This is a genomic window from Escherichia sp. MOD1-EC4550, assembly GCF_963876935.1.
Taxonomy (GTDB): domain Bacteria; phylum Pseudomonadota; class Gammaproteobacteria; order Enterobacterales; family Enterobacteriaceae; genus Escherichia; species Escherichia coli_F.
Genome location: NZ_CAWNSE010000007.1, coordinates 26,908 through 52,792, shown reverse-complemented (window position 1 = coordinate 52,792; position 25,885 = coordinate 26,908). Strand labels below are relative to the sequence as shown.

Annotated in this window: 25 protein-coding genes; 17 read left to right on the top strand and 8 right to left on the bottom strand. The window is 52.1% G+C overall.

What is annotated here, in order from left to right; genetic code table 11:
• The 3 genes from fhuC to fhuB are packed head-to-tail and all read left to right on the top strand — an operon-like array spanning position 1 to position 3,667.
• Complete coding sequence (gene fhuC, locus AACU19_RS03865) at positions 1 to 798, top strand: Fe3+-hydroxamate ABC transporter ATP-binding protein FhuC (RefSeq protein ID WP_001158929.1); 798 nt, start codon at positions 1 to 3, stop codon at positions 796 to 798.
• The gene (fhuD, locus tag AACU19_RS03860) at positions 798 to 1,688 is read left to right on the top strand and encodes a Fe(3+)-hydroxamate ABC transporter substrate-binding protein FhuD (RefSeq protein ID WP_032183234.1); all 891 of its coding nucleotides are present in this window, start codon (positions 798 to 800) and stop codon (positions 1,686 to 1,688) included. Before fhuC ends, fhuD begins: the two co-directional genes overlap by 1 nt.
• Positions 1,685 to 3,667 carry a Fe(3+)-hydroxamate ABC transporter permease FhuB gene (gene fhuB / locus AACU19_RS03855; RefSeq protein ID WP_105278697.1) on the top strand — a complete coding sequence of 661 codons (1,983 nt, stop codon included), beginning with the start codon at positions 1,685 to 1,687 and terminating at the stop codon, positions 3,665 to 3,667. Before fhuD ends, fhuB begins: the two co-directional genes overlap by 4 nt.
• 34 nt (positions 3,668 to 3,701) lie before the next feature.
• Here the strand turns inward: fhuB and hemL are convergent, their stop codons facing one another.
• On the bottom strand, positions 3,702 to 4,982 hold the full coding sequence (hemL, locus tag AACU19_RS03850; protein ID WP_000045287.1) for a glutamate-1-semialdehyde 2,1-aminomutase: 1,281 nt from the start codon (positions 4,980 to 4,982) through the stop codon (positions 3,702 to 3,704).
• A 165-nt stretch (positions 4,983 to 5,147) separates the two neighbouring features.
• On the opposite strand from hemL, the gene yadX reads away from it, so the two are divergent.
• From yadX to erpA, 4 genes are read left to right on the top strand one after another with little or no spacing between them, the layout of a single operon-like run.
• On the top strand, positions 5,148 to 5,195 hold the full coding sequence (yadX, locus tag AACU19_RS03845; RefSeq protein ID WP_211180485.1) for a protein YadX: 48 nt from the start codon (positions 5,148 to 5,150) through the stop codon (positions 5,193 to 5,195).
• Between the two features lie 11 nt (positions 5,196 to 5,206).
• Entirely contained in the window at positions 5,207 to 6,628 is a 1,422-nt protein-coding gene (gene clcA / locus AACU19_RS03840) for a H(+)/Cl(-) exchange transporter ClcA (protein ID WP_088541428.1), read from the top strand.
• A gap of 23 nt (positions 6,629 to 6,651) precedes the next feature.
• Positions 6,652 to 6,717 (top strand): small protein YadW, encoded by a 66-nt coding sequence (gene yadW / locus AACU19_RS03835; RefSeq protein WP_120795373.1) that lies wholly within the window; start codon positions 6,652 to 6,654, stop codon positions 6,715 to 6,717.
• Positions 6,710 to 7,054, top strand: coding sequence for an iron-sulfur cluster insertion protein ErpA (gene erpA, locus AACU19_RS03830; RefSeq protein ID WP_001295564.1), 345 nt, complete (start codon positions 6,710 to 6,712; stop codon positions 7,052 to 7,054). The genes yadW and erpA overlap by 8 nt, the downstream gene beginning before the upstream one ends.
• Before the next feature lie 46 nt (positions 7,055 to 7,100).
• Here erpA and AACU19_RS03825 read toward each other — a convergent pair whose 3' ends face one another.
• Genes AACU19_RS03825 through mtnN form a run of 3 tightly spaced genes read right to left on the bottom strand, consistent with a single transcriptional unit; the run spans position 7,101 to position 9,253 of the window.
• A complete protein-coding gene (locus AACU19_RS03825) occupies positions 7,101 to 7,724 on the bottom strand; it encodes a TRIC cation channel family protein (protein WP_000964221.1) in 624 nt (207 codons plus the stop codon).
• A gap of 37 nt (positions 7,725 to 7,761) precedes the next feature.
• Positions 7,762 to 8,562 carry a vitamin B12 ABC transporter substrate-binding protein BtuF gene (gene btuF, locus AACU19_RS03820; protein WP_001353450.1) on the bottom strand — a complete coding sequence of 267 codons (801 nt, stop codon included), beginning with the start codon at positions 8,560 to 8,562 and terminating at the stop codon, positions 7,762 to 7,764.
• The gene (gene mtnN, locus AACU19_RS03815; protein WP_000689844.1) at positions 8,555 to 9,253 is read right to left on the bottom strand and encodes a 5'-methylthioadenosine/S-adenosylhomocysteine nucleosidase; all 699 of its coding nucleotides are present in this window, start codon (positions 9,251 to 9,253) and stop codon (positions 8,555 to 8,557) included. The genes btuF and mtnN overlap by 8 nt, the downstream gene beginning before the upstream one ends.
• A gap of 83 nt (positions 9,254 to 9,336) precedes the next feature.
• On the opposite strand from mtnN, the gene dgt reads away from it, so the two are divergent.
• The 3 genes from dgt to cdaR all read left to right on the top strand — a co-directional run bounded on the left by dgt (position 9,337) and on the right by cdaR (position 13,720).
• Positions 9,337 to 10,854 (top strand): dGTPase, encoded by a 1,518-nt coding sequence (dgt, locus tag AACU19_RS03810; protein WP_105278696.1) that lies wholly within the window; start codon positions 9,337 to 9,339, stop codon positions 10,852 to 10,854.
• Between the two features lie 129 nt (positions 10,855 to 10,983).
• The gene (degP, locus tag AACU19_RS03805; protein WP_000753942.1) at positions 10,984 to 12,408 is read left to right on the top strand and encodes a serine endoprotease DegP; all 1,425 of its coding nucleotides are present in this window, start codon (positions 10,984 to 10,986) and stop codon (positions 12,406 to 12,408) included.
• 154 nt (positions 12,409 to 12,562) lie between these two features.
• Positions 12,563 to 13,720, top strand: coding sequence for a DNA-binding transcriptional regulator CdaR (gene cdaR, locus AACU19_RS03800; RefSeq protein ID WP_000929430.1), 1,158 nt, complete (start codon positions 12,563 to 12,565; stop codon positions 13,718 to 13,720).
• 53 nt (positions 13,721 to 13,773) lie between these two features.
• Here cdaR and AACU19_RS03795 read toward each other — a convergent pair whose 3' ends face one another.
• From AACU19_RS03795 to map, 4 genes are all read right to left on the bottom strand, one after another.
• Positions 13,774 to 14,160 (bottom strand): DUF3461 family protein, encoded by a 387-nt coding sequence (locus AACU19_RS03795; protein WP_000272188.1) that lies wholly within the window; start codon positions 14,158 to 14,160, stop codon positions 13,774 to 13,776.
• A 312-nt stretch (positions 14,161 to 14,472) separates the two neighbouring features.
• Positions 14,473 to 15,297, bottom strand: coding sequence for a 2,3,4,5-tetrahydropyridine-2,6-dicarboxylate N-succinyltransferase (gene dapD, locus AACU19_RS03790; RefSeq protein WP_001186650.1), 825 nt, complete (start codon positions 15,295 to 15,297; stop codon positions 14,473 to 14,475).
• A gap of 30 nt (positions 15,298 to 15,327) precedes the next feature.
• Positions 15,328 to 18,000 (bottom strand): bifunctional uridylyltransferase/uridylyl-removing protein GlnD, encoded by a 2,673-nt coding sequence (gene glnD, locus AACU19_RS03785; RefSeq protein ID WP_105278695.1) that lies wholly within the window; start codon positions 17,998 to 18,000, stop codon positions 15,328 to 15,330.
• A 61-nt stretch (positions 18,001 to 18,061) separates the two neighbouring features.
• Complete coding sequence (gene map / locus AACU19_RS03780) at positions 18,062 to 18,856, bottom strand: type I methionyl aminopeptidase (RefSeq protein WP_001018200.1); 795 nt, start codon at positions 18,854 to 18,856, stop codon at positions 18,062 to 18,064.
• Between the two features lie 367 nt (positions 18,857 to 19,223).
• Between map and rpsB the strand changes: the two genes are divergently transcribed.
• The 7 genes from rpsB to cdsA all read left to right on the top strand — a co-directional run bounded on the left by rpsB (position 19,224) and on the right by cdsA (position 25,885).
• Positions 19,224 to 19,949 carry a 30S ribosomal protein S2 gene (gene rpsB / locus AACU19_RS03775; RefSeq protein ID WP_000246882.1) on the top strand — a complete coding sequence of 242 codons (726 nt, stop codon included), beginning with the start codon at positions 19,224 to 19,226 and terminating at the stop codon, positions 19,947 to 19,949.
• Positions 19,950 to 20,206: 257 nt separating this feature from the next.
• On the top strand, positions 20,207 to 21,058 hold the full coding sequence (gene tsf, locus AACU19_RS03770) for a translation elongation factor Ts (protein ID WP_000818114.1): 852 nt from the start codon (positions 20,207 to 20,209) through the stop codon (positions 21,056 to 21,058).
• A 146-nt stretch (positions 21,059 to 21,204) separates the two neighbouring features.
• Positions 21,205 to 21,930 carry a UMP kinase gene (pyrH, locus tag AACU19_RS03765; RefSeq protein ID WP_000224573.1) on the top strand — a complete coding sequence of 242 codons (726 nt, stop codon included), beginning with the start codon at positions 21,205 to 21,207 and terminating at the stop codon, positions 21,928 to 21,930.
• A 291-nt stretch (positions 21,931 to 22,221) separates the two neighbouring features.
• Positions 22,222 to 22,779 carry a ribosome recycling factor gene (frr, locus tag AACU19_RS03760; protein WP_000622418.1) on the top strand — a complete coding sequence of 186 codons (558 nt, stop codon included), beginning with the start codon at positions 22,222 to 22,224 and terminating at the stop codon, positions 22,777 to 22,779.
• 92 nt (positions 22,780 to 22,871) lie between these two features.
• Positions 22,872 to 24,068 (top strand): 1-deoxy-D-xylulose-5-phosphate reductoisomerase, encoded by a 1,197-nt coding sequence (gene ispC / locus AACU19_RS03755; protein ID WP_105278694.1) that lies wholly within the window; start codon positions 22,872 to 22,874, stop codon positions 24,066 to 24,068.
• Positions 24,069 to 24,256: 188 nt separating this feature from the next.
• Positions 24,257 to 25,015: a (2E,6E)-farnesyl-diphosphate-specific ditrans,polycis-undecaprenyl-diphosphate synthase gene (gene ispU / locus AACU19_RS03750; protein ID WP_001517776.1), complete on the top strand. Its 759-nt coding sequence runs from the start codon at positions 24,257 to 24,259 to the stop codon at positions 25,013 to 25,015.
• 12 nt (positions 25,016 to 25,027) lie between these two features.
• Positions 25,028 to 25,885, top strand: a complete 858-nt coding sequence (gene cdsA, locus AACU19_RS03745; RefSeq protein WP_000922437.1) for a phosphatidate cytidylyltransferase — start codon at positions 25,028 to 25,030, stop codon at positions 25,883 to 25,885.

Sequence of the window (25,885 nt, the reverse complement as noted above, 5' to 3'; positions counted from 1 at the left end):
ATGCAGGAATACACGAATCATTCCGATACCACTTTTGCACTGCGTAATATCTCCTTTCGTGTGCCCGGGCGCACGCTTTTGCATCCGCTGTCGTTAACCTTTCCTGCCGGGAAAGTGACCGGTCTGATTGGTCACAACGGCTCTGGTAAATCCACGCTGTTAAAAATGTTGGGCCGCCATCAGCCACCGTCAGAAGGGGAGATTCTTCTTGATGCCCAGCCGCTGGAAAGCTGGAGCAGCAAAGCGTTTGCTCGCAAAGTGGCTTATTTGCCTCAGCAGCTTCCCCCGGCAGAAGGGATGACGGTGCGTGAACTGGTGGCGATTGGTCGTTATCCGTGGCATGGCGCGCTGGGGCGCTTTGGCGCGGCAGATCGCGAAAAGGTCGAAGAGGCTATCTCGCTGGTTGGCTTAAAACCGCTGGCGCATCGGCTGGTCGATAGCCTCTCTGGCGGCGAACGTCAACGGGCGTGGATCGCCATGCTGGTGGCGCAGGATAGCCGTTGTCTGTTGCTCGACGAACCGACCTCGGCGCTGGATATCGCCCACCAGGTTGATGTGCTGGCGCTGGTGCATCGTTTAAGTCAGGAGCGTGGCCTGACGGTCATTGCCGTGCTGCACGATATCAATATGGCTGCGCGTTACTGTGATTATCTGGTCGCCCTGCGCGGCGGTGAAATGATTGCTCAGGGAACGCCTGCGGAAATTATGCGCGGCGAAACCCTCGAAATGATTTATGGCATCCCGATGGGAATTTTGCCGCATCCGGCGGGTGCTGCACCTGTGAGTTTTGTTTATTGATGAGTGGCTTACCTCTAATTACGCGCCGTCGACTGTTAACAGCGATGGCGCTTTCTCCGTTGTTATGGCAGATGAATACCGCCCGCGCGGCGGCTATTGATCCCAATCGTATTGTGGCGCTGGAGTGGTTGCCGGTGGAATTACTGCTGGCGCTCGGCATCGTGCCTTACGGCGTGGCGGATACCATCAACTATCGCCTGTGGGTCAGCGAACCGCCATTACCTGAATCGGTGATTGACGTCGGTTTGCGGACAGAACCTAACCTTGAACTGCTGACCGAAATGAAGCCGTCGTTTATGGTCTGGTCGGCAGGATATGGCCCTTCGCCAGAAATGCTGGCACGTATTGCGCCGGGGCGCGGATTTAACTTCAGCGACGGCAAACAGCCGCTGGCGATGGCGCGTAAGTCACTGACGGAAATGGCAGATTTACTTAACCTGCAAAGCGCAGCAGAAACGCATTTAGCGCACTATGAAGACTTTATCCGCAGCATGAAACCCCGCTTTGTGAAGCGTGGTGCGCGCCCATTATTACTGACGACGCTTATCGATCCGCGCCATATGCTGGTCTTTGGCCCGAACAGCCTGTTCCAGGAAATTCTCGATGAGTACGGCATCCCAAATGCCTGGCAGGGAGAAACCAACTTCTGGGGCAGTACCGCCGTCAGTATCGATCGTCTGGCAGCGTATAAAGACGTTGATGTGCTCTGTTTTGATCACGACAACAGCAAAGACATGGACACCCTAATGGCGACGCCGCTGTGGCAGGCTATGCCGTTTGTCCGCGCCGGACGCTTTCAGCGCGTACCTGCAGTCTGGTTTTATGGTGCGACGCTCTCGGCAATGCACTTTGTGCGTATTCTGGATAACGCCATTGGAGGTAAAGCGTGAGTAAACGTATTGCGCTTTTCCCGGCGTTATTGTTGGCGCTGCTGGTGATTGCCACAGCGATGCTCACCTGGATGAACTTCTCGCAGGCGCTGCCGCGTAGCCAGTGGGCGCAGGCCACCTGGTCGCCGGATATCGATGTCATCGAGCAGATGATTTTTCACTACAGCTTGCTGCCGCGTCTGGCGATTTCGCTGCTGGTGGGCGCGGGCTTGGGGCTGGTGGGCGTGCTGTTTCAGCAAGTGCTGCGTAACCCGCTGGCGGAGCCGACGACGCTTGGCGTTGCAACAGGTGCGCAACTGGGAATTACCGTCACGACGCTCTGGGCTATCCCCGGTGCGATGGCGAGCCAGTTTGCTGCGCTGGCGGGAGCTTGCGTTGTTGGCTTAATCGTTTTTGGCGTCGCGTGGGGGAAACGGCTTTCGCCGGTAACGCTGATCCTCGCGGGGCTTGTGGTGAGCCTTTATTGCGGGGCAATCAATCAGTTACTGGTTATCTTCCATCACGACCAGCTACAAAGCATGTTCCTGTGGAGCACCGGAACGCTAACGCAAACCGACTGGGGCGGCGTTGAGCGTTTATGGCCACAGCTGCTGGGCGGCGTGATGTTGACGTTACTGCTACTTCGTCCATTAACCCTGATGGGGCTTGATGATGGCGTGGCGCGTAATCTCGGACTGGCTTTATCGCTCGCGCGTCTGGCGGCGCTGTCGCTGGCGATAGTCATCAGTGCGCTGCTGGTGAACGCGGTGGGGATTATCGGCTTTATCGGGTTGTTCGCGCCGCTGCTGGCAAAAATGCTGGGGGCGAGGCGTTTGTTGCCACGATTGATGCTGGCGTCACTGATTGGTGCGCTGATCCTCTGGCTTTCCGATCAAATCATCCTCTGGCTGACTCGCGTGTGGATGGAAGTTTCTACCGGTTCGGTGACGGCGTTGATAGGTGCGCCGCTGTTACTGTGGCTGCTGCCGCGTTTACGCAGCATCAGTGCGCCGGATATGAAGGCCAACGATCGTGTCGCGACTGAACGCCAACATGTGCTGGCGTTTGCCCTTGCTGGCGGGGTGCTGCTGATAATTGCTGTGGTGGTGGCGCTGTCGTTTGGTCGTGATGCGCACGGCTGGACGTGGGCGAGCGGGGCGCTGCTCGATGATTTAATGCCCTGGCGCTGGCCGCGAATTATGGCGGCACTGTTTGCGGGCATCATGCTGGCAGTGGCGGGCTGTATTATTCAGCGGCTGACCGGCAACCCGATGGCAAGCCCGGAAGTGCTGGGGATTAGCTCCGGCGCGGCGTTTGGCGTGGTGTTAATGCTGTTTCTGGTGCCGGGTAATGCCTTTGGCTGGCTGTTACCCGCGGGAAGTCTCGGGGCGGCGGTGACGCTGTTGATCATTATGATCGCCGCCGGACGCGGTGGATTTTCTCCACACCGCATGTTACTGGCGGGGATGGCGTTAAGTACCGCGTTCACCATGCTTTTGATGATGTTGCAGGCAAGTGGTGACCCGCGAATGGCGCAAGTTCTGACCTGGATTTCCGGTTCGACCTACAACGCGACCGATGCGCAGGTCTGGCGCACCGGAATTGTGATGGTGATTTTGCTGGCGATTACCCCGCTGTGCCGCCGCTGGCTGACCATTTTACCGCTGGGAGGTGATACCGCACGAGCCGTGGGAATGGCGCTGACGCCGACGCGAATTGCGCTGCTGCTGTTAGCGGCTTGCCTGACGGCGACCGCGACAATGACCATTGGACCGTTGAGTTTTGTTGGTTTAATGGCACCGCATATTGCGCGGATGATGGGCTTTCGACGGACGATGCCACACATCGTAATTTCGGCGCTGGTGGGTGGTTTACTGCTGGTGTTCGCTGACTGGTGTGGGCGGATGGTGCTGTTTCCATTCCAGATCCCAGCGGGGCTGCTGTCGACCTTTATCGGCGCGCCGTATTTTATCTATTTGTTGAGAAAGCAGAGCCGTTAATAAAATGCCTCGCCCGGTGGGCGAGGCAAAATCATTACAACTTCGCAAATACCCGACGTGCAGCATCGATGGTGTTATTGATATCTTCCATGCTGTGCGCCACAGACATAAAGCCCGCTTCAAATGCCGACGGTGCCAGATACACACCTTCATCCAGCATCATATGGAAGAAACGCTTAAAGCGCTCGACGTCGCAGGCCATCACATCCTGATAGCACGTCACGGACTCGGCGTCGGTAAAGAAAATACCGAACATGCCGCCAACGTGGTTAACGACCAATGGAATTCCCGCTTCTTCTGCCGCTTCCAGCAGACCTTCTGCCAGACGTGTTGTCAGCTCATCCAGCGTCTCGTGAACGCCCGGCTGCGCGACTTCATTCAGACAGGCGAAACCGGCTGCCATCGCAATCGGGTTACCGGAAAGCGTACCTGCCTGGTAGACCGGACCGGTTGGGGCCAGCGCATCCATCACATCACGACGACCACCGAATGCGCCTACCGGCATTCCACCGCCGATGATTTTGCCCAGGCAGGTGAGGTCTGGCACCACGTCGTAATAATCCTGCGCGCCAGCCAGCGCCACGCGGAAACCGGTCATCACTTCATCGATGATCAGCAATGCGCCAAATTCGTCGCACAGTGCGCGCAGACCCGGCAGGAACTCTGGCAGCGGCGGAACACAGTTCATATTGCCTGCCACCGGCTCGACGATAATACAGGCAATCTCTTGCGGGTATTGCTCAAACGCGGCGCGTACAGAAGCCAGATCGTTATAAGTACAGGTTAAGGTATGTTTGGCGAAATCTGCCGGAACGCCCGGCGAGTTTGGCTGGCCTAACGTGAGTGCGCCAGAACCGGCTTTTACCAGCAGGCAGTCAGCGTGACCGTGGTAACAACCTTCAAATTTAATGATTTTGTCGCGACCGGTAAAACCGCGGGCCAGGCGGATGGCACTCATTGTCGCTTCAGTGCCGGAGTTCACCATGCGCACCATATCCATGGTCGGGACCAGTTCGGTCACCAGTTGCGCCATTTTCACTTCCATTTCGGTCGGTGCACCAAAGCTTAAACCACGCTCGGCGGCTTCAATCACGGCATTGCGGATCGCCGGATGGTTATGGCCCAGCACCATCGGCCCCCAGGAACCGACATAATCGATATAGGCTTTGCCATCAACATCGTACAGATAAGCGCCGTCCGCTTTTTCGATAAACAGTGGAGTGCCGCCCACGCCGGTAAAGGCGCGAACAGGGGAGTTCACACCGCCAGGGATCAGCTCGCGCGCTGCGCTGTATAGATTTTCAGACTTACTCATGGAGGGTTCCTGATTCGTAGAAAAAGTGAATGGCTGCTATTCTATGTTATTCATAACAAGTTAAATACTCGTCAAACGTCAGGTTGCTTGTACTGGTACAATCCTGATTTCTTAGAGTATAAAAGTTTTGTGCATTTGAAACATTACGCTTTGCAAAGGATTTTCATGGAACGTGCGAGTAAAATGCCGTCATCTTATTTGTATGACCAATAAGTGATCATTGGATGAAAACTGATACTCCCTCTTTAGAAACACCGCAGGCCGCGCGCCTGCGACGCAGACAACTGATTCGCCAACTTCTTGAGCGCGATAAAACCCCGTTAGCTATTTTGTTTATGGCTGCCGTCGTCGGCACGCTTGTCGGGCTGGCAGCGGTTGCTTTTGACAAAGGCGTCGCCTGGTTACAGAACCAACGGATGGGGGCGCTGGTCCATACGGCCGATAATTATCCGCTACTGTTAACCGTCGCTTTTCTCTGTTCGGCAGTGCTGGCGATGTTCGGCTACTTTTTGGTGCGCAAATACGCGCCGGAAGCCGGTGGCTCGGGGATCCCGGAAATTGAAGGGGCGTTGGAAGATCAACGTCCCGTTCGCTGGTGGCGTGTATTGCCGGTGAAATTCTTTGGCGGGCTTGGGACACTCGGCGGCGGCATGGTGTTGGGGCGTGAAGGGCCAACCGTGCAGATCGGCGGTAATATCGGTCGGATGGTGCTTGATATATTCCGCCTGAAAGGTGATGAAGCGCGCCATACGCTGCTGGCAACCGGTGCAGCAGCGGGTCTGGCGGCGGCCTTTAATGCGCCGCTGGCGGGTATTTTGTTTATTATCGAAGAGATGCGTCCGCAGTTTCGCTATACGTTAATTTCGATTAAAGCGGTATTTATTGGTGTCATTATGTCAACCATTATGTACCGGATTTTTAATCATGAAGTTGCGTTGATTGACGTCGGTAAACTTTCTGACGCGCCGCTTAATACACTGTGGCTTTATCTGATCCTCGGTATTATTTTTGGCATTTTCGGCCCTATTTTTAATAAATGGGTGCTGGGGATGCAGGATTTACTGCACCGTGTGCACGGCGGCAATATTACTAAATGGGTGATAATGGGCGGTGCGATTGGCGGTCTGTGTGGATTGCTGGGGTTTGTGGCACCAGCAACTTCGGGCGGCGGTTTTAACCTGATTCCTATCGCCACGGCGGGGAACTTCAGCATGGGAATGCTGGTGTTTATCTTCGTCGCGCGAGTCATTACTACCTTACTTTGCTTCTCTTCCGGTGCGCCGGGCGGTATTTTTGCCCCTATGCTGGCGCTGGGTACTGTGCTGGGTACCGCTTTCGGAATGGTTGCCGTTGAGCTGTTTCCGCAATATCACCTTGAGGCGGGGACGTTTGCTATTGCCGGAATGGGGGCGTTACTGGCGGCTTCTATTCGCGCGCCGTTAACGGGGATCATTCTGGTTCTGGAGATGACCGATAACTATCAGCTCATTTTGCCAATGATTATTACCGGTCTTGGCGCAACACTATTAGCGCAATTTACCGGCGGGAAACCGCTATACTCGGCGATTCTTGCGCGCACGCTGGCAAAACAGGAAGCTGAGCAACTGGCGCGAAGCAAGGCCGCATCAGCCAGCGAGAATACTTGAACGAAATACCAGGGTATTAGATAATGGCGATTATTATTGGGTTAGAATTTGCCCAATTGCCGATGTCGTTTGGAGCAAAATATGAGTGATGACGTAGCACTGCCGCTGGAGTTTACCGACGCAGCAGCCAACAAAGTTAAAAGCCTGATCGCTGACGAAGATAACCCGAATCTGAAATTACGCGTGTATATCACCGGTGGCGGTTGTAGCGGCTTCCAGTATGGTTTCACCTTTGATGATCAGGTGAACGAAGGCGATATGACCATCGAAAAACAGGGCGTAGGCCTGGTGGTTGACCCGATGAGCCTGCAATATCTGGTCGGCGGTTCCGTTGACTATACCGAAGGTCTGGAAGGTTCTCGTTTCATCGTGACCAACCCGAACGCGAAAAGCACCTGCGGTTGCGGCTCTTCCTTCAGCATCTAATCTGTTGTTCATGTGCCGGATAAACTCTCCGGCACATCTTCTCTCTTCAACGCCCATTCTCATCCAGCGCAAACGTCGGTAGCTTAAGATGCCAACGAATAGCCGCCAGCCGAATCAATAGCGTCACGACCATGCCCATCATACTGGCTGTTTCCAGGGGTACGGAAAATGTGTAATAAGCCGTAGCGTGGACAATACCGCCGATAATACAGGCAGTTGCGTAGATTTCTGTGCGTAAAATCATGGGGATTTCGCGGGCCAGTACATCACGAATGATCCCGCCGCCAACGCCAGTAATGACGCCCATACAAACCGCGATCAACGGACCGGCTTCCGCATTAAAGGCTTTATTCACGCCAATGCCGACAAACACCGCCAGACCAACGGCATCCAGCACCGGCAACATCCATTTCGGTAAGCGTCTTGGCTGGCGCACCAGCACGATCGTCAGCATGCTGGTCACCATTGCAACAACCAGATCGGTGGGATCTTTCACCCAAAAGACCGGGCCGTGATCCAGCGCCATGTCGCGAATTGTCCCGCCGCCTACTGCGGTAACCACGCCTAATACCAGGACACCAAAAGGGTCCATACGCAATTTTCCGGCTAGCAAAACGCCGGAGATGGCAAATACCGCTGTGCCGACTATATCCAGCCAATAGACGAGCATTGTTCTATCCCCACTGAGCACCTGAAAAGATCAGGCGCTAATCTACCTGTGAAAGCGCATTACAGAGCTGTTGTGCAGCGAGGATAATACGTGGGCTTGCACGTTCAAACCAGTCACTCGTGAGAGGAATAACGGGAATTTTGAGCTGTTCGCCCCAGTATTGTTTGATTTTAGGAATTTGGTCCGGTCCGCCGGTAATGATAATTGCCTGTGGCGCGCGTGCTAACACCTGTTCGCGGCTAACTTGCGGCCAGGGAACCCGGCTGTCTTTAAAGATGTTTTCTCCGCCACAAACTTCGAGTACCTGGTTTTGAATCGATTCTTTTCCACTGGTAAATGGCGGATTAATGCCGAATTGCAGAAAAACACGTTTTTTAGGTTTATCAGCATATTGCGCTTTCAATTGTGCGTACTGGTCCAGCAGAGATTGCGCGGCTTGTTCAGCCTTGTCCGGTTGTGGGCTCCAGGGGGCCAGTTGACGTAACGCATTGGCAATTTGTTCAATGCTTGTCGCATCGACCCACATCACTTTTATTCCCAGCGAAGCTAACTGGTCAACCTGCCGCTCGGCATTACCTCCACGCCAGGCAATCACCAGATCGGGTTTAAGGGCCACAATGCGTTCGAGATTCATCCCCTGCCAGGTTGAAACCTGCTCAATCTTTTGCGCTTGTGGAGGGTAGTCGGAATAACTGCTGACCCCAACCGGCGTGATCCCGGCGGCAAAAGCAAGTTCAGTGTTGGCGGGAGAGAGCGTGATGACGCGCGGTGCGGCGTTGAGCCACAGAGGGGCGAGAAAAGACAGGGCGACCAGCGCCCTGAACAGTGACTTAGCCATGTGCCAGTTTCTGCACCAGTGACTCAACCATCAGGCTGGACTGTTTAGCAGCAACAGCCAGGAACTCATCGAAGCTAAGATGAGACTGTTGATCGGCCACGTCGGAGATGGCGCGTACTACGACAAACGGGACGTTAAAATTGTGGCAGACATGAGCGATTGCCGTCGCTTCCATCTCTACAGCAATGGCCTGCGGGAAGTTGTGGCGGATTTTCGCCAGGCCAACAGAACCGTTGATGAAAGCGTCGCCGCTGACAATCAGGCCACGTACAGCGTTAAGATTCAGTTCGGCAATGCAGGCCTCAGCGGCAGCGATCAGTTTATCGTCAGCTTTGAAGCCAGCCGGGCAGCCAGGTAACTGACCGTATTCGTAACCAAATGCCGTGACATCCGCGTCGTGATAACGTGCTTCGTCCGAGACAACGATATCGCCCACTTTCAGCGTTGGCGCCAGGCCACCAGCAGAACCGGTGTTAATAATCACATCTGGCTTGCAGTGTTCCAACAGCAGAGTTGCACCCAGTGCCGCAGCAACTTTACCGATGCCCGATTTCAGAAGCGCAACTTCGGTTCCATTCAGTTGGCCGGTATAGATTTCGCAACCGCCCAGACTGATAGTTTGGCGGTTTTCGATTTTGTCACGCAGCAGCGTAACTTCTTCTTCCATTGCACCAATGATGCCGATTTTCATAGATTTACTCGCGATAAGCCCGATTTGAAGGCATAGTTTACCATGCGCTTACGGGGAAGCGTATTTCTCACGCGGGAGAGGACATGGCACAGATTGATTTCCGAAAAAAAATAAACTGGCATCGTCGTTACCGTTCACCACAGGGCGTTAAAACCGAACATGAGATCCTGCGAATCTTTGAGAGCGATCGCGGGCGTATTATCAACTCTCCGGCAATTCGTCGTCTGCAACAAAAGACCCAGGTTTTTCCGCTGGAGCGAAATGCCGCCGTGCGCACGCGTCTAACCCATTCAATGGAAGTCCAGCAGGTGGGGCGCTACATCGCCAAAGAAATTTTAAGCCGTCTGAAAGAGCTTAAATTACTGGAAGAGTATGGTCTGGATGAACTGACCGGCCCCTTTGAAAGTATTGTTGAGATGTCATGCCTGATGCACGATATCGGCAATCCGCCGTTTGGCCATTTTGGCGAAGCGGCGATAAATGACTGGTTTCGCCAGCGTTTGTATCCGGCTGATGCCGAAAGCCAGCCTCTGACTGACGATCGCTGCAGCGTGGCAGCACTACGTTTACGGGACGGGGAAGAACCGCTTAACGAGCTGCGGCGCAAAATACGTCAGGACTTATGTCATTTTGAGGGGAATGCACAAGGCATTCGTCTGGTGCATACATTGATGCGGATGAATCTCACCTGGGCACAGGTTGGCGGTATTTTAAAATATACTCGTCCGGCGTGGTGGCGTGGTGAAACGCCTGAGACACATCACTATTTAATGAAAAAGCCGGGTTATTATCTTTCTGAAGAAGCCTATATTGCCCGGTTGCGTAAAGAACTTAATTTGGCGCTTTACAGTCGTTTTCCATTAACGTGGATTATGGAAGCTGCCGACGACATCTCCTATTGTGTGGCAGATCTTGAAGACGCGGTAGAGAAAAGAATATTTACCGTTGAGCAGCTTTATCATCATTTGCACGAAGCGTGGGGCCAGCATGAGAAAGGTTCGCTCTTTTCGCTGGTGGTTGAAAATGCCTGGGAAAAATCACGCTCAAATAGTTTAAGCCGCAGTACGGAAGATCAGTTTTTTATGTATTTACGGGTAAACACCCTAAATAAACTGGTACCCTACGCGGCACAACGATTTATTGATAATCTGCCTGCGATTTTCGCCGGAACGTTTAATCATGCATTATTGGAAGATGCCAGCGAATGCAGCGATCTTCTAAAGCTATATAAAAATGTCGCTGTAAAACATGTGTTTAGCCATCCAGATGTCGAGCAGCTTGAATTGCAGGGCTATCGGGTCATTAGCGGATTATTAGAGATTTATCGCCCTTTATTAAGCCTGTCGTTATCAGACTTTACTGAACTGGTAGAAAAAGAACGGGTGAAACGTTTCCCTATTGAATCGCGCTTATTCCACAAACTCTCGACGCGCCATCGGCTGGCCTATGTCGAGGCTGTCAGTAAATTACCGTCAGATTCTCCTGAGTTTCCGCTATGGGAATATTATTACCGTTGCCGCCTGCTGCAGGATTATATCAGCGGTATGACCGACCTCTATGCCTGGGATGAATACCGACGTCTGATGGCCGTAGAACAATAACCAGGCTTTTGTAAAGACGAACAATAAATTTTTACCTTTTGCAGAAACTTTAGTTCGGAACTTCGCGCTATAAAACGAATCTGAAGAACACAGCAATTTTGCGTTATCTGTTAATCGAGACTGAAATACATGAAAAAAACCACATTAGCACTGAGTGCACTGGCTCTGAGTTTAGGTTTGGCGTTATCTCCGCTCTCTGCAACGGCGGCTGAGACTTCTTCAGCAACGACAGCCCAGCAGATGCCAAGCCTTGCACCGATGCTCGAAAAGGTGATGCCTTCAGTGGTCAGCATTAACGTAGAAGGTAGCACAACCGTTAATACGCCGCGTATGCCGCGTAATTTCCAGCAGTTCTTCGGTGATGATTCTCCGTTCTGCCAGGAAGGTTCTCCGTTCCAGAGCTCTCCGTTCTGCCAGGGGGGCCAGGGCGGTAATGGCGGCGGCCAGCAACAGAAATTCATGGCGCTGGGTTCCGGCGTCATCATTGATGCCGATAAAGGCTATGTCGTCACCAACAACCACGTTGTTGATAACGCGACGGTGATTAAAGTCCAGCTGAGCGATGGTCGTAAGTTCGACGCGAAGATGGTTGGCAAAGATCCGCGCTCTGATATCGCGCTGATCCAGATCCAGAACCCGAAAAATCTGACCGCAATTAAGATGGCGGATTCTGATGCACTGCGCGTGGGTGATTACACCGTAGCAATTGGTAACCCGTTTGGTCTGGGCGAGACGGTAACTTCCGGGATTGTCTCTGCGCTGGGGCGTAGCGGTCTGAATGCCGAAAACTATGAAAACTTCATCCAGACCGATGCTGCGATCAACCGTGGTAACTCCGGTGGTGCGCTGGTTAACCTGAACGGCGAACTGATCGGTATCAACACCGCGATCCTCGCACCGGACGGCGGCAACATCGGTATCGGTTTTGCTATCCCGAGTAACATGGTGAAAAACCTGACCTCGCAGATGGTGGAATACGGCCAGGTGAAACGCGGTGAGCTGGGTATTATGGGGACTGAGCTGAACTCCGATCTGGCGAAAGCGATGAAAGTTGACGCCCAGCGCGGTGCTTTCGTAAGCCAGGTTCTGCCGAACTCTTCCGCCGCGAAAGCGGGCATTAAAGCGGGTGATGTGATCACCTCACTGAACGGTAAGCCAATCAGCAGCTTTGCCGCACTGCGTGCTCAGGTGGGCACTATGCCGGTAGGCAGCAAACTGACCCTGGGCTTACTGCGCGACGGGAAGCAGGTTAACGTGAACCTGGAACTGCAGCAGAGCAGCCAGAATCAGGTTGATTCCAGCACCATCTTCAACGGCATTGAAGGCGCTGAGATGAGCAACAAAGGCAAAGATCAGGGCGTGGTAGTGAACAACGTGAAAACGGGCACTCCGGCTGCGCAGATCGGCCTGAAGAAAGGTGATGTGATTATTGGTGCGAACCAGCAGGCAGTGAAAAACATCGCTGAACTGCGTAAAGTTCTCGACAGCAAACCGTCTGTGCTGGCACTGAATATTCAGCGCGGCGACAGCACCATCTATCTGTTAATGCAGTAATCTTCCTCAACCCCTTCCTGAAAACGGGAAGGGGTTCTCCTTACAATCTGTGAACTTCACCACAACTCCATACATCTTCCTCATCCTTTGGGCATTTGCACAATGCCGTACGTTACGTACTTCCTTATGCTAAGCCGTGCATAACGGAGGACTTATGGCTGGCTGGCATCTTGATACCAAAATGGCGCAGGATATCGTGGCGCGCACCATGCGCATCATTGATACCAATATTAACGTAATGGATGCCCGCGGGCGTATTATCGGCAGCGGCGATCGTGAGCGTATTGGTGAATTGCACGAAGGTGCATTGCTGGTACTTTCACAGGGACGAGTCGTTGATATCGATGACGCGGTGGCACGTCATCTGCACGGTGTGCGGCAGGGGATTAATCTACCATTACGGCTGGAAGGTGAAATTGTCGGCGTAATCGGCCTGACTGGTGAACCAGAGAATCTGCGTAAATATGGCGAACTGGTCTGCATGACGGCTGAAATGATGCTGGAACAGTCGCGGTTGATGCATCTGTTGGCGCAGGATAGCCGTTTGCGGGAAGAGTTGGTGATGAACCTGATTCAGGCGGAGGAGAATACTCCCGCACTCACTGAATGGGCGCAACGGTTGGGGATCGATCTCAATCAACCGCGAGTGGTGGCTATTGTTGAGGTCGATAGCGGTCAACTTGGCGTGGATAGCGCAATGGCGGAGTTACAGCAACTGCAAAACGCGCTGACTACACCCGAGCGTAATAATCTGGTGGCGATTGTTTCACTGACCGAAATGGTGGTGTTGAAACCGGCGTTGAATTCGTTTGGGCGCTGGGATGCAGAAGATCATCGTAAGCGAGTTGAACAACTGATTGCCCGCATGAAAGAGTATGGTCAGCTACGTTTTCGCGTTTCGCTGGGTAACTATTTTACCGGACCAGGCAGTATTGCCCGCTCTTATCGTACGGCGAAAACGACGATGGTGGTGGGTAAACAGCGGATGCCCGAAAGTCGCTGCTATTTTTATCAGGATTTGATGTTGCCTGTGTTGCTCGACAGTTTGCGTGGCGACTGGCAGGCCAACGAACTGGCGCGACCGCTGGCGCGGCTGAAAGCGATGGACAATAACGGTTTACTGCGGCGAACGCTGGCGGCGTGGTTTCGTCACAATGTGCAACCGCTGGCAACGTCAAAGGCGCTGTTTATCCATCGTAATACCCTGGAATATCGGCTTAATCGTATATCGGAACTGACCGGGCTTGATTTGGGCAATTTTGATGACAGGTTGCTGCTGTATGTGGCGCTGCAACTGGATGAAGAGCGGTAGGTCGATTACAAAATTACAGCCGGGTGAGACTTTACCCGGCCCACAGAATGACATTATTTACGCGTCAGTTTTTCCAGATCGGCTTCAATCTCGCTGATCTTATTGGTTACTACTGACTCCAGGTGACGTAAGTCGTCGAGGATCTTACGCTTAAGATCAACTTCGCTGCGGTCACGCTGGCAGATTTGATCAAGCTCATCAATGATATACCGTAGATTCGGGCTGATTTCCTGGACTTCTTTATAACCCTGACCCACACCATCAGCGACGACCGTTTTACGCTGACGCGGATATTTAAACTTCACGCTCTTGGCGAAAAACTCGCCTTTGTCTTTCTGGAAATAGATTTTCAGAATATCGTTGTTGGCTTCCTGCCGGAGGCTGTAACGATCAATTTCTTCAGGATTGGTAATACCCAGACTTTTCAGATTGTCGTACATAGCGTTACCTCAAAATGAGTCAGTAAATTGTGCTTATTTTAGCATTTGGCCTGGCCCGCCCGGCTCGACTGTGATCGCAGAAAGCCTTTTTCTTCCAGACTTCTATCATGGCGTAAAAATCAAAAAATTACCTGCTTTATTGTGGCGATATTCCATGGGATGGATTAGCACATTTATCTTTGTTTTGCGAATTACATGACAGTCCGAAACAAGATGAAAAAGTATTTAAAAAAGGGGAAGAAGAATGAGTAGGACGAATTATTCTGAACCAGAAAGCAATCGGGCAGCGTCGTGCTGCCCGTGTGCATACTTTTAGTCGATGGTGCGTAGCAGTTCGTTAATGCCGACTTTGCCGCGAGTTTTCGCGTCAACTTTCTTAACGATAACTGCACAATAAAGGCTGTATTTGCCATCTTTCGACGGCAGGTTGCCAGAAACAACCACCGAACCAGCCGGAACGCGACCGTAGTGAATTTCGCCAGTTTCGCGATCGTAAATACGGGTGCTCTGACCGATGTATACGCCCATGGAAATGACGGAACCTTCTTCGACAATCACCCCTTCAACCACTTCAGAGCGTGCGCCGATGAAGCAGTTATCTTCAATAATGGTCGGATTAGCCTGCAGCGGCTCCAGCACGCCGCCGATACCCACGCCACCGGAAAGGTGGACATTTTTACCAATCTGCGCACAGGAACCGACGGTCGCCCAGGTATCAACCATTGTGCCTTCATCAACATATGCACCGATGTTGACGTAAGACGGCATCAGCACAGTGTTACGGGCGATAAACGCACCTTGACGTACTGCCGCTGGTGGTACAACGCGGAATCCTTCTTTCTGAAAACGCGCTTCGTCGTAGTCGGCGAATTTCATCGGTACTTTATCGAAGTAGCGGCTTTCTGCCCCTTCGATCACCTGATTATCATTAATACGGAAAGAGAGCAGCACCGCTTTTTTCAACCACTGATGCGTCACCCACTGACCGTCAATTTTTTCCGCTACACGCAGTGCGCCGGAATCCAGCAGGGCGATCACCTGATTTACCGCTTCGCGGGTAACGGTGTCTGCATTGGCTGGCGTGATCTCGGCACGGCGTTCAAAAGCGGTTTCAATAATGTTCTGTAACTGCTGCATTGTTAAACTCTTTTCATATCAGTAAACACATCACCCTTTATCGTTTGGATTGAGGGCCTCTGTCAACCGCTGATGCACTTCCTGCTGCAACTCGTTATTAAGCGCACGCCGGTCAGCGGTGGCAATTATGAATAAATCTTCTACTCGCTCGCCAATGGTTGTAATTCGGGCGCCATGAAGCGAAATTCCCAGATCGGCAAAAATTTTCCCGACTCGCGCCAGCAAGCCAGGTTGGTCGAGGGCAATCAATTCGAGGAATGATTTTCGGTCGGTATGGGTCGGCAAAAACGTCACTTCGGTTTCAACAGTAAAATGGCGCAATTTGGCGGGTTGGCGACGTGGCTGCGGTGGCTGCCAGCTACTTTGTGTCAGCACCTGTTCCAGACCAAATCGAATAACGTCATGGCGATCTGCGGACAGCGGGCTGCCATCGGGTTCCAGCACGATGAAGGTATCCATTGCCATACCGTCGCGAGTGGTGAAAATTTGTGCGTCGTGAACGCTTAAATTGCGGCGGTCTAACTCGGCACACACGGCGGCAAACAGATATGGGCGGTCCGGGCTCCAGATAAAAATCTCCGTGCCACCACGCGTAGCCTGCGGGCTAAGCAATACCAGCGGTTTGCTTAAATCATGCTGTAATAAATGGCGTGCGTGCCAGGCCAGTTGATTTGGGCTATGACGGACAAAATAGTTAGCGCGACAGCGTGACCAGATATGGTGCAGTGCCTCTTCGTCAATATTGTCCATACGCAGTAGCGCCAGCGCCTGTAGCTGGTGATGGCGAACGCGTTCGCGCATATCCGGCGTGTTTTGCATTCCGCGCCGTAGCTGCTTTTCGGTGGCAAAGTAGAGCTCACGCAACAGACTTTGCTTCCAGCTGTTCCACAGTGTTTCGTTGGTGGCGCAAATGTCTGCCACTGTCAGGCATACCAGATAACGCAGACGATTTTCTGTTTGCACTTCTTCGGCAAACTGCTTGATGACTTCCGGGTCCTGAATATCGCGGCGCTGAGCTGTCACCGACATCAGCAAGTGCTGACGAACCAGCCAGGCCACCAGCTGTGTTTCGCGTGAGTTCAGCCCGTGGAGTTCGGCAAAATGCACTACATCCTGAGCACCGAGAATGGAGTGGTCGCCGCCGCGTCCTTTGGCGATATCGTGAAACAGCGCGGCGATGAAAATCAGCTCAGTTGACGGCAGGCGCGGCCAGACGTCCACACACAACGGATGGCGCTGTCGCGTTTCTTCACTGGCAAAACTCTCCAGTTTCAACATCACGCGGATAGTATGTTCATCCACCGTGTAGGCGTGGAACAGGTCAAACTGCATCTGCCCGACGATATGCGACCATTGCGGCATATACGCGCCGAGCACGCTATGGCGATGCATTGGCAATAGTCCGCGTCGCACCGCTCCGGGGTGGCGTAGAATGCTCAAAAACAGTTTTCGCGCTTCCGGAATATTGCACAGTGGTTGTTGCAGATGGCGACGGGCGTGGCGCAACTGGCGCAGCGTGGTGGAGTAAATGCCGGTGATCGCACTGTTGCGCACCATGGTGTAGAACATACGCAAGATGGCTTCCGGCTGGCGCATAAACAGTGTTTCATCGCGCAGGTCGATCAGCGTTCCGCGTAGCTGAAACTCATCGTCGATTGGACGTGGTTTTTCGTCGGCGGGCAGGGCTAGGATGGCTTCATCGAACAGTTGCAGCAGCATCTGGTTGAGTTCGCTGACACGGCGCGTAACGCGGAAGTAATCCTTCATCATCTGCTCGACGGGTTCGTTACCTTCGCCACTGTAATTCAGACGCTGGGCGACGCTAAGTTGGCGATCAAACAGCAGGCGATTATCGTAACGGCTGACGACCAGATGCAGGGCAAAGCGAATACGCCACAATATATGCAGACATTCGTTTAATTCCGCCCGTTCCGCTGAGGTTAAGAAGCCAAATCCAACCATCTCATCCAGCGATGTTGCGCCAAAATGACGGCGGGCAACCCATTGCAGAGTGTGGATATCGCGCAAGCCGCCGGGGCTACTTTTGATGTCTGGCTCAAGGTTGTAGCTGGTGCCGTGGTAACGCTGATGGCGCTGGTTCTGTTCTTCAACTTTCGCTGCGTAGAACTTGTCGGAAGGCCAGAATCCTTCGCTGAAAATATGTTTTTGCAGTTCGAGGAATAACGCAACATCGCCAATTAACAAGCGGGATTCGATTAAATTGGTGGCGACGGTTAAATCCGATAACCCTTCCAGTATGCACTCCTCAAGCGTGCGTACGCTATGACCGACTTCCAGCTTCACATCCCAGAGCAGCGTTAATAGCTCGCCAACTTTCTGTGCCTGATCGTCCGGGAGTTTCTTACGGCTTAAGATCAGTAAATCGATGTCGGAAAGTGGATGCAATTCACCGCGGCCATAGCCACCGACGGCAACCAATGCCAGGTCGGCAATCTGGCTGAATCCCGCTTCAATCCATAACCGTTGCAGGAGTTGGTCGATAAACTCGGTGCGTGCCTCAATCAATTGTTCTGCGGAGTTCCCATTGTCAAAGGCATCACCCAGCCAACGCTGGAAGGTATCAATATGGGCTTTTATCCCACAAACGGTTAATTCATCACGGGGCCAGGCGCATGGATTTTGCGGTTGACCGGGCAGGGTGGGGAGAGCGGTGTTTGCATACTGTTCTGGAAGGGTATTCATTGTGCGCCACCCATAAGATTAAATTATCGTATTAAAAAAGCCGGCATTCGCCGGCTTCATCTTATTCTTCGTGCGAGATTATCGCCGGGATGGTGTCATCCTTGCGTAGCGTCAGAATTTCGCAGCCGTTATCGGTCACCACAATAGTATGCTCATATTGTGCAGACAAGCTGCGATCTTTGGTTTTTACCGTCCAGCCATCTTTCATGGTGCGGATCTCTTTTTTGCCCGCGTTGACCATTGGCTCGATGGTGAAGGTCATCCCCGGTTTCAGCACGACGTTGGTTTCACGGGAGTCATAGTGCAGCACCTGCGGTTCTTCGTGGAAGCCGCGACCAATACCGTGTCCGCAATATTCACGAACGACGGAGAAGCCTTCTGCTTCGACAAATTTCTGAATCGCCGCACCGATTTCGCGCAGATTAATGCCCGGTTTTACCATGCGCAGCGCCAGGTAAAGGCTCTCTTGCGTTACGCGGCATAGACGTTCGCCCATGATGGTTGGCTTACCAACGATAAACATTTTTGAGGTATCGCCGTGGAAACCATCTTTGATTACAGTGACGTCGATGTTAACGATATCGCCATCTTTCAGCAGCTTGGCGTCGTCAGGGATACCGTGGCACACCACTTCATTAATAGAGATACACACGGATTTCGGATAGCCGTGATAGCCGAGGCAGGCAGAAACCGCGTGTTGTTCATTAACAATGTAATCATTACAGATGCGATCCAGCTCGCCAGTGCTGACGCCCGGTTTAACATACGGTTCGATCATTTCCAGCACTTCGGCAGCCAGTCGGCCAGCGACGCGCATTTTTTCGATATCTTCTGGGGTCTTGATTGAGATAGCCATTAATTCTGTCCATCAGCGTCGGTGATACCGACAATATATATGTAAGTGTCGTCAATGGTATCACACCCGGGCAAATTGAGAATCATTCTGAATTTCGCCAAACGTGCCACTGAACGTTTTCTATAATAGAAAATTCATCGTCTGATGCTGTACACAGCGCCAACAATTATTGGTGTCCACGACGTATTTGTGGTATAAAGCGCGCCGGACTTCCGATCCATTTCGTATACACAGACTGGACGGAAGCGACAATCTCACTTTGTGTAACAACACACACGTATCGGCACATATTCCGGGGTGCCCTTTAGGGTCGGTAATATGGGATACGTGGAGGCATAACCCCAACTTTTATATAGAGGTTTTAATCATGGCAACTGTTTCCATGCGCGACATGCTCAAGGCTGGTGTTCACTTCGGTCACCAGACCCGTTACTGGAACCCGAAAATGAAGCCGTTCATCTTCGGTGCGCGTAACAAAGTTCACATCATCAACCTTGAGAAAACTGTACCGATGTTCAACGAAGCTCTGGCTGAACTGAACAAGATTGCTTCTCGTAAAGGTAAAATCCTTTTCGTTGGTACTAAACGCGCTGCAAGCGAAGCGGTGAAAGACGCTGCTCTGAGCTGCGACCAGTTCTTCGTGAACCATCGCTGGCTGGGCGGTATGCTGACTAACTGGAAAACCGTTCGTCAGTCCATCAAACGTCTGAAAGACCTGGAAACTCAGTCTCAGGACGGTACTTTCGACAAGCTGACCAAGAAAGAAGCGCTGATGCGCACTCGTGAGCTGGAGAAACTGGAAAACAGCCTGGGCGGTATCAAAGACATGGGCGGTCTGCCGGACGCTCTGTTTGTAATCGATGCTGACCACGAACACATTGCTATCAAAGAAGCAAACAACCTGGGTATTCCGGTATTTGCTATCGTTGATACCAACTCTGATCCGGACGGTGTTGACTTCGTTATCCCGGGTAACGACGACGCAATCCGTGCTGTGACCCTGTACCTGGGCGCTGTTGCTGCAACCGTACGTGAAGGCCGTTCTCAGGATCTGGCTTCCCAGGCGGAAGAAAGCTTCGTAGAAGCTGAGTAATAAGGCTTGATAACTCCCCCAAAATAGTTCGAGTTGCAGAAAGGCGGCAAGCTCGAGAATTCCCGGGAGCTTACATCAGTAAGTGACCGGGATGAGCGAGCGAAGACAACGCATCTGCGGCGCGAAATATGAAGGGGGAGAGCCCTTATAGACCAGGTAGTACACGTTTGGTTAGGGGGCCTGCATATGGCCCCCTTTTTCACTTTTATATCTGTGCGGTTTAATGCCGGGCAGATCACATCTCCGAGGATTTTAGAATGGCTGAAATTACCGCATCCCTGGTAAAAGAGCTGCGTGAGCGTACTGGCGCAGGCATGATGGATTGCAAAAAAGCACTGACTGAAGCTAACGGCGACATCGAGCTGGCAATCGAAAACATGCGTAAGTCCGGTGCTATTAAAGCAGCGAAAAAAGCAGGCAACGTTGCTGCTGACGGCGTGATCAAAACCAAAATCGACGGCAACTACGGCATCATTCTGGAAGTTAACTGCCAGACTGACTTCGTTGCAAAAGACGCTGGTTTCCAGGCGTTCGCAGACAAAGTTCTGGACGCAGCTGTTGCTGGCAAAATCACTGACGTTGAAGTTCTGAAAGCACAGTTCGAAGAAGAACGTGTTGCGCTGGTAGCGAAAATCGGTGAAAACATCAACATTCGCCGCGTTGCTGCGCTGGAAGGCGACGTTCTGGGTTCTTATCAGCACGGTGCGCGTATCGGCGTTCTGGTTGCTGCTAAAGGCGCTGACGAAGAGCTGGTTAAACACATCGCTATGCATGTTGCTGCAAGCAAACCAGAATTCATCAAACCGGAAGACGTTTCCGCTGAAGTGGTAGAGAAAGAATACCAGGTTCAGCTGGATATCGCGATGCAGTCTGGTAAGCCGAAAGAAATCGCAGAGAAAATGGTTGAAGGCCGCATGAAGAAATTCACCGGCGAAGTTTCTCTGACCGGTCAGCCGTTCGTTATGGAACCAAGCAAAACTGTTGGTCAGCTGCTGAAAGAGCATAACGCTGAAGTGACTGGCTTCATCCGCTTCGAAGTAGGTGAAGGCATCGAGAAAGTTGAGACTGACTTTGCAGCAGAAGTTGCTGCGATGTCCAAGCAGTCTTAATTATCGAAAAGGAGCCGCCTGAGGGCGGCTTCTTTTTGCGCCCATCTTGTAAATTCAGCTAACCCTTATGGGGCTGCGCTGAAAAGCGACGTACAATGTCGCCGGTATTAATTCATTTCAATCGTTGACAGTCTCAGGAAAGAAACATGGCTACCAATGCAAAACCCGTCTATAAACGCATTCTGCTTAAGTTGAGTGGCGAAGCTCTGCAGGGCACGGAAGGCTTCGGTATTGATGCAAGCATACTGGATCGCATGGCTCAGGAAATCAAAGAACTGGTTGAACTGGGTATTCAGGTTGGTGTGGTGATTGGTGGGGGTAACCTGTTCCGTGGCGCTGGTCTGGCGAAAGCGGGTATGAACCGCGTTGTGGGCGACCACATGGGAATGCTGGCGACCGTAATGAACGGCCTGGCAATGCGTGATGCACTGCACCGCGCCTATGTGAACGCTCGTCTGATGTCCGCTATTCCATTGAATGGCGTGTGCGACAGCTACAGCTGGGCAGAAGCTATCAGCTTGTTGCGCAACAACCGTGTGGTGATCCTCTCCGCCGGTACAGGTAACCCGTTCTTTACCACCGACTCAGCAGCTTGCCTGCGTGGTATCGAAATTGAAGCTGATGTGGTGCTGAAAGCAACCAAAGTTGACGGCGTGTTTACCGCTGATCCGGCGAAAGATCCAACCGCAACCATGTACGAGCAACTGACTTACAGCGAAGTGCTGGAAAAAGAGCTGAAAGTCATGGACCTGGCGGCCTTCACGCTGGCTCGTGACCATAAATTACCGATTCGTGTTTTCAACATGAACAAACCGGGTGCGCTGCGCCGTGTGGTAATGGGTGAAAAAGAAGGGACTTTAATCACGGAATAATTCCCGTGATGGATAAATAAGGGTAAGATTCCGCGTAAGTATCGCGGGGGCGTAAGTCTGGTTATAAGGCGTTATTGTTGCAGGCAGTTTGGTCACGGCCAGCGCGCAGCAACCGGAGCGTACACAAGTACGTGAGGATGGCGAGCACTGCCCGGGGCCAAAATGGCAAATAAAATAGCCTAATAATCCAGACGATTACCCGTAATATGTTTAATCAGGGCTATACTTAGCACACTTCCACTGTGTGTGACTGTCTGGTCTGACTGAGACAAGTTTTCAAGGATTCGTAACGTGATTAGCGATATCAGAAAAGATGCTGAAGTACGCATGGACAAATGCGTAGAAGCGTTCAAAACCCAAATCAGCAAAATACGCACGGGTCGTGCTTCTCCCAGCCTGCTGGATGGCATTGTCGTGGAATATTACGGCACGCCGACGCCGCTGCGTCAGCTGGCAAGCGTAACGGTAGAAGATTCCCGTACTCTGAAAATCAACGTGTTTGATCGTTCAATGTCTCCGGCCGTTGAAAAAGCGATTATGGCGTCCGATCTTGGCCTGAACCCGAACTCTGCGGGTAGCGACATCCGTGTTCCGCTGCCGCCGCTGACGGAAGAACGTCGTAAAGATCTGACCAAAATCGTTCGTGGTGAAGCAGAACAAGCGCGTGTTGCAGTACGTAACGTGCGTCGTGACGCGAACGACAAAGTGAAAGCACTGTTGAAAGATAAAGAGATCAGCGAAGACGACGATCGCCGTTCTCAGGACGATGTACAGAAACTGACTGATGCTGCAATCAAGAAAATTGAAGCGGCGCTGGCAGACAAAGAAGCAGAACTGATGCAGTTCTGATTTCTTGAACGACAAAAAACGCCGCTCAGTAGATCCTTGCGGATCGGCTGGCGGCGTTTTGCTTTTTATTCTGTCTCAACTCTGGATGTTTCATGAAGCAACTCACCATTCTGGGCTCGACCGGCTCGATTGGTTGCAGCACGCTGGACGTGGTGCGCCATAATCCCGAACACTTCCGCGTAGTTGCGCTGGTGGCAGGCAAAAATGTCACTTGCATGGTAGAGCAGTGCCTGGAATTCTCTCCCCGCTATGCCGTAATGGACGATGAAGCGAGTGCGAAACTTCTTAAAACGATGCTACAGCAACAGGGTAGCCGCACCGAAGTCTTAAGTGGGCAACAAGCCGCTTGCGATATGGCAGCGCTTGAGGATGTTGATCAGGTGATGGCAGCCATTGTTGGCGCTGCTGGGCTGTTACCTACGCTTGCTGCGATCCGCGCGGGTAAAACCATTTTGCTGGCCAATAAAGAATCACTGGTCACTTGCGGACGTCTGTTTATGGACGCCGTAAAGCAGAGCAAAGCGCAATTGTTACCAGTCGATAGCGAACATAACGCCATTTTTCAGAGTTTACCGCAACCTATCCAGCATAATCTGGGATACGCTGACCTTGAGCAAAATGGCGTGGTGTCCATTTTGCTTACCGGGTCTGGTGGCCCTTTCCGTGAGACGCCATTGCGCGATTTGGCAACAATGACGCCGGATCAAGCCTGCCGTCATCCGAACTGGTCGATGGGGCGTAAAATTTCTGTCGATTCGGCTACCATGATGAACAAAGGTCTGGAATACATTGAAGCGCGTTGGTTGTTTAACGCCAGTGCCAGCCAGATGGAAGTGCTGATTCATCCGCAGTCAGTGATTCACTCAATGGTGCGTTATCAGGACGGCAGTGTTCTGGCGCAGTTGGGTGAACCGGATATGCGTACGCCAATTGCCCACACCATGGCCTGGCCGAATCGCGTGAACTCTGGTGTGAAGCCGCTCGATTTTTGCAAACTCAGTGCGTTGACATTTGCCGCACCGGATTATGATCGCTATCCATGCCTTAAACTGGCAATGGACGCGTTCGAACAAGGCCAGGCTGCGACGACTGCATTGAATGCCGCAAACGAAATCACCGTTGCAGCCTTTCTTGCGCAACAAATCCGCTTTACGGATATCGCCGCGTTGAATTTATCCGTACTGGAAAAAATGGATATGCGCGAACCACAATGCGTGGACGATGTGTTATCTGTTGATACGAACGCGCGTGAAGTCGCCAGAAAAGAGGTGACGCGTCTCGCAAGCTGAGGATAATCCGGCTACAGAGAGTCGTGCTATTTGTTAGCGTAGGGCTTCAGTGATATAGTCTGCGCCATCTGACCATAAGTAGTTGGCTTTATAAGGTCAGGTATGCCGTGGTTTTACACGGCTTTTTTTTGTATAGGCTTCAGTATTCCTGAGTACCGTAAACCCTGTCAGGGAATAAGAAACGCGTGATGTTGTCTGCTACTCAACCACTTAGCGAAAAATTGCCAGTACATGGCTGTCGTCATGTTGCGATCATTATGGACGGCAATGGTCGCTGGGCAAAAAAGCAAGGGAAGATTCGTGCCTTTGGGCATAAAGCCGGGGCAAAATCCGTCCGCCGGGCTGTCTCTTTTGCGGCCAACAACGGTATTGAGGCGTTAACGCTGTATGCCTTTAGTAGTGAAAACTGGAACCGACCAGCGCAGGAAGTCAGTGCGTTAATGGAACTGTTTGTTTGGGCGCTCGATAGCGAAGTAAAAAGCCTGCACCGACATAACGTACGTCTGCGTATTATTGGCGATACCAGTCGCTTTAACTCGCGTTTGCAAGAACGTATTCGTAAATCGGAAGCGCTAACAGCCGGAAATACCGGTCTAACGCTGAATATTGCGGCGAACTACGGTGGACGTTGGGATATAGTCCAGGGAGTCAGGCAACTGGCTGAAAAGGTGCAGCAAGGAAACCTGCAACCAGATCAGATAGATGAAGAGATGCTAAACCAGCATGTCTGTATGCATGAACTGGCCCCTGTAGATTTAGTAATTAGGACTGGGGGAGAGCATCGCATTAGTAACTTTTTGCTTTGGCAAATTGCCTATGCCGAACTTTACTTTACAGATGTTCTCTGGCCCGATTTCGATGAACAAGACTTTGAAGGGGCGTTAAATGCCTTTGCTAATCGAGAGCGTCGTTTCGGCGGCACCGAGCCCGGTGATGAAACAGCCTGATGGGGGTCGCTTTTGCTGAAGTATCGCCTGATATCTGCTTTTGTGTTAATACCCGTCGTCATCGCGGCGTTGTTTCTGTTGCCGCCGGTGGGGTTCGCCATTGTAACGCTGGTGGTCTGCATGCTGGCAGCGTGGGAATGGGGACAGCTTAGCGGTTTTACCACTCGCTCGCAGCGAGTATGGTTGGCGGTGTTATGTGGGTTATTGTTGGCGCTGATGCTTTTTCTGTTGCCGGAATATCACCGAAATATTCATCAACCGCTGGTTGAAATCTCACTTTGGGCTTCGCTGGGTTGGTGGATTGTCGCGCTATTGCTGGTGCTGTTTTACCCAGGTTCCGCAGCAATCTGGCGTAACTCTAAAACATTGCGCATTATTTTTGGCGTGCTAACCATTGTTCCCTTCTTCTGGGGCATGCTGGCGTTACGGGCCTGGCACTACGACGAGAATCATTACAGTGGCGCAATATGGCTGCTCTATGTCATGATCCTGGTATGGGGCGCTGACTCTGGCGCATATATGTTTGGCAAATTGTTTGGTAAACATAAGCTGGCACCGAAGGTTTCTCCGGGTAAAACCTGGCAAGGCTTTATCGGTGGACTCGCGACTGCAGCGGTAATCTCATGGGGTTATGGCATGTGGGCGAATCTCGACGTCGCTCCCGTCACCTTACTCATTTGCTCTATTGTCGCAGCGTTAGCCTCAGTGCTCGGCGATCTGACCGAGAGTATGTTTAAGCGTGAAGCAGGAATTAAGGACAGCGGTCATTTAATTCCAGGACACGGTGGTATTTTAGATCGTATTGATAGTCTGACGGCTGCGGTACCGGTCTTTGCTTGCTTGTTGTTACTGGTATTCAGGACGCTTTAA

Excerpts from the sequence above, each read along its gene's own strand:
- fhuC (WP_001158929.1), top strand. The coding sequence starts at position 1 with ATGCAGGAATACACGAATCATTCCGATACCACTTTTGCACTGCGTAAT.
- fhuD (WP_032183234.1), top strand. The coding sequence starts at position 798 with ATGAGTGGCTTACCTCTAATTACGCGCCGTCGACTGTTAACAGCGATG.
- hemL (WP_000045287.1), bottom strand. The coding sequence starts at position 4,982 with ATGAGTAAGTCTGAAAATCTATACAGCGCAGCGCGCGAGCTGATCCCT.
- clcA (WP_088541428.1), top strand. The coding sequence starts at position 5,207 with ATGAAAACTGATACTCCCTCTTTAGAAACACCGCAGGCCGCGCGCCTG.
- erpA (WP_001295564.1), top strand. The coding sequence starts at position 6,710 with ATGAGTGATGACGTAGCACTGCCGCTGGAGTTTACCGACGCAGCAGCC.
- AACU19_RS03825 (WP_000964221.1), bottom strand. The coding sequence starts at position 7,724 with ATGCTCGTCTATTGGCTGGATATAGTCGGCACAGCGGTATTTGCCATC.
- btuF (WP_001353450.1), bottom strand. The coding sequence starts at position 8,562 with ATGGCTAAGTCACTGTTCAGGGCGCTGGTCGCCCTGTCTTTTCTCGCC.
- mtnN (WP_000689844.1), bottom strand. The coding sequence starts at position 9,253 with ATGAAAATCGGCATCATTGGTGCAATGGAAGAAGAAGTTACGCTGCTG.
- dgt (WP_105278696.1), top strand. The coding sequence starts at position 9,337 with ATGGCACAGATTGATTTCCGAAAAAAAATAAACTGGCATCGTCGTTAC.
- degP (WP_000753942.1), top strand. The coding sequence starts at position 10,984 with ATGAAAAAAACCACATTAGCACTGAGTGCACTGGCTCTGAGTTTAGGT.
- cdaR (WP_000929430.1), top strand. The coding sequence starts at position 12,563 with ATGGCTGGCTGGCATCTTGATACCAAAATGGCGCAGGATATCGTGGCG.
- AACU19_RS03795 (WP_000272188.1), bottom strand. The coding sequence starts at position 14,160 with ATGTACGACAATCTGAAAAGTCTGGGTATTACCAATCCTGAAGAAATT.
- dapD (WP_001186650.1), bottom strand. The coding sequence starts at position 15,297 with ATGCAGCAGTTACAGAACATTATTGAAACCGCTTTTGAACGCCGTGCC.
- glnD (WP_105278695.1), bottom strand. The coding sequence starts at position 18,000 with ATGAATACCCTTCCAGAACAGTATGCAAACACCGCTCTCCCCACCCTG.
- map (WP_001018200.1), bottom strand. The coding sequence starts at position 18,856 with ATGGCTATCTCAATCAAGACCCCAGAAGATATCGAAAAAATGCGCGTC.
- rpsB (WP_000246882.1), top strand. The coding sequence starts at position 19,224 with ATGGCAACTGTTTCCATGCGCGACATGCTCAAGGCTGGTGTTCACTTC.
- tsf (WP_000818114.1), top strand. The coding sequence starts at position 20,207 with ATGGCTGAAATTACCGCATCCCTGGTAAAAGAGCTGCGTGAGCGTACT.
- pyrH (WP_000224573.1), top strand. The coding sequence starts at position 21,205 with ATGGCTACCAATGCAAAACCCGTCTATAAACGCATTCTGCTTAAGTTG.
- ispC (WP_105278694.1), top strand. The coding sequence starts at position 22,872 with ATGAAGCAACTCACCATTCTGGGCTCGACCGGCTCGATTGGTTGCAGC.
- ispU (WP_001517776.1), top strand. The coding sequence starts at position 24,257 with ATGTTGTCTGCTACTCAACCACTTAGCGAAAAATTGCCAGTACATGGC.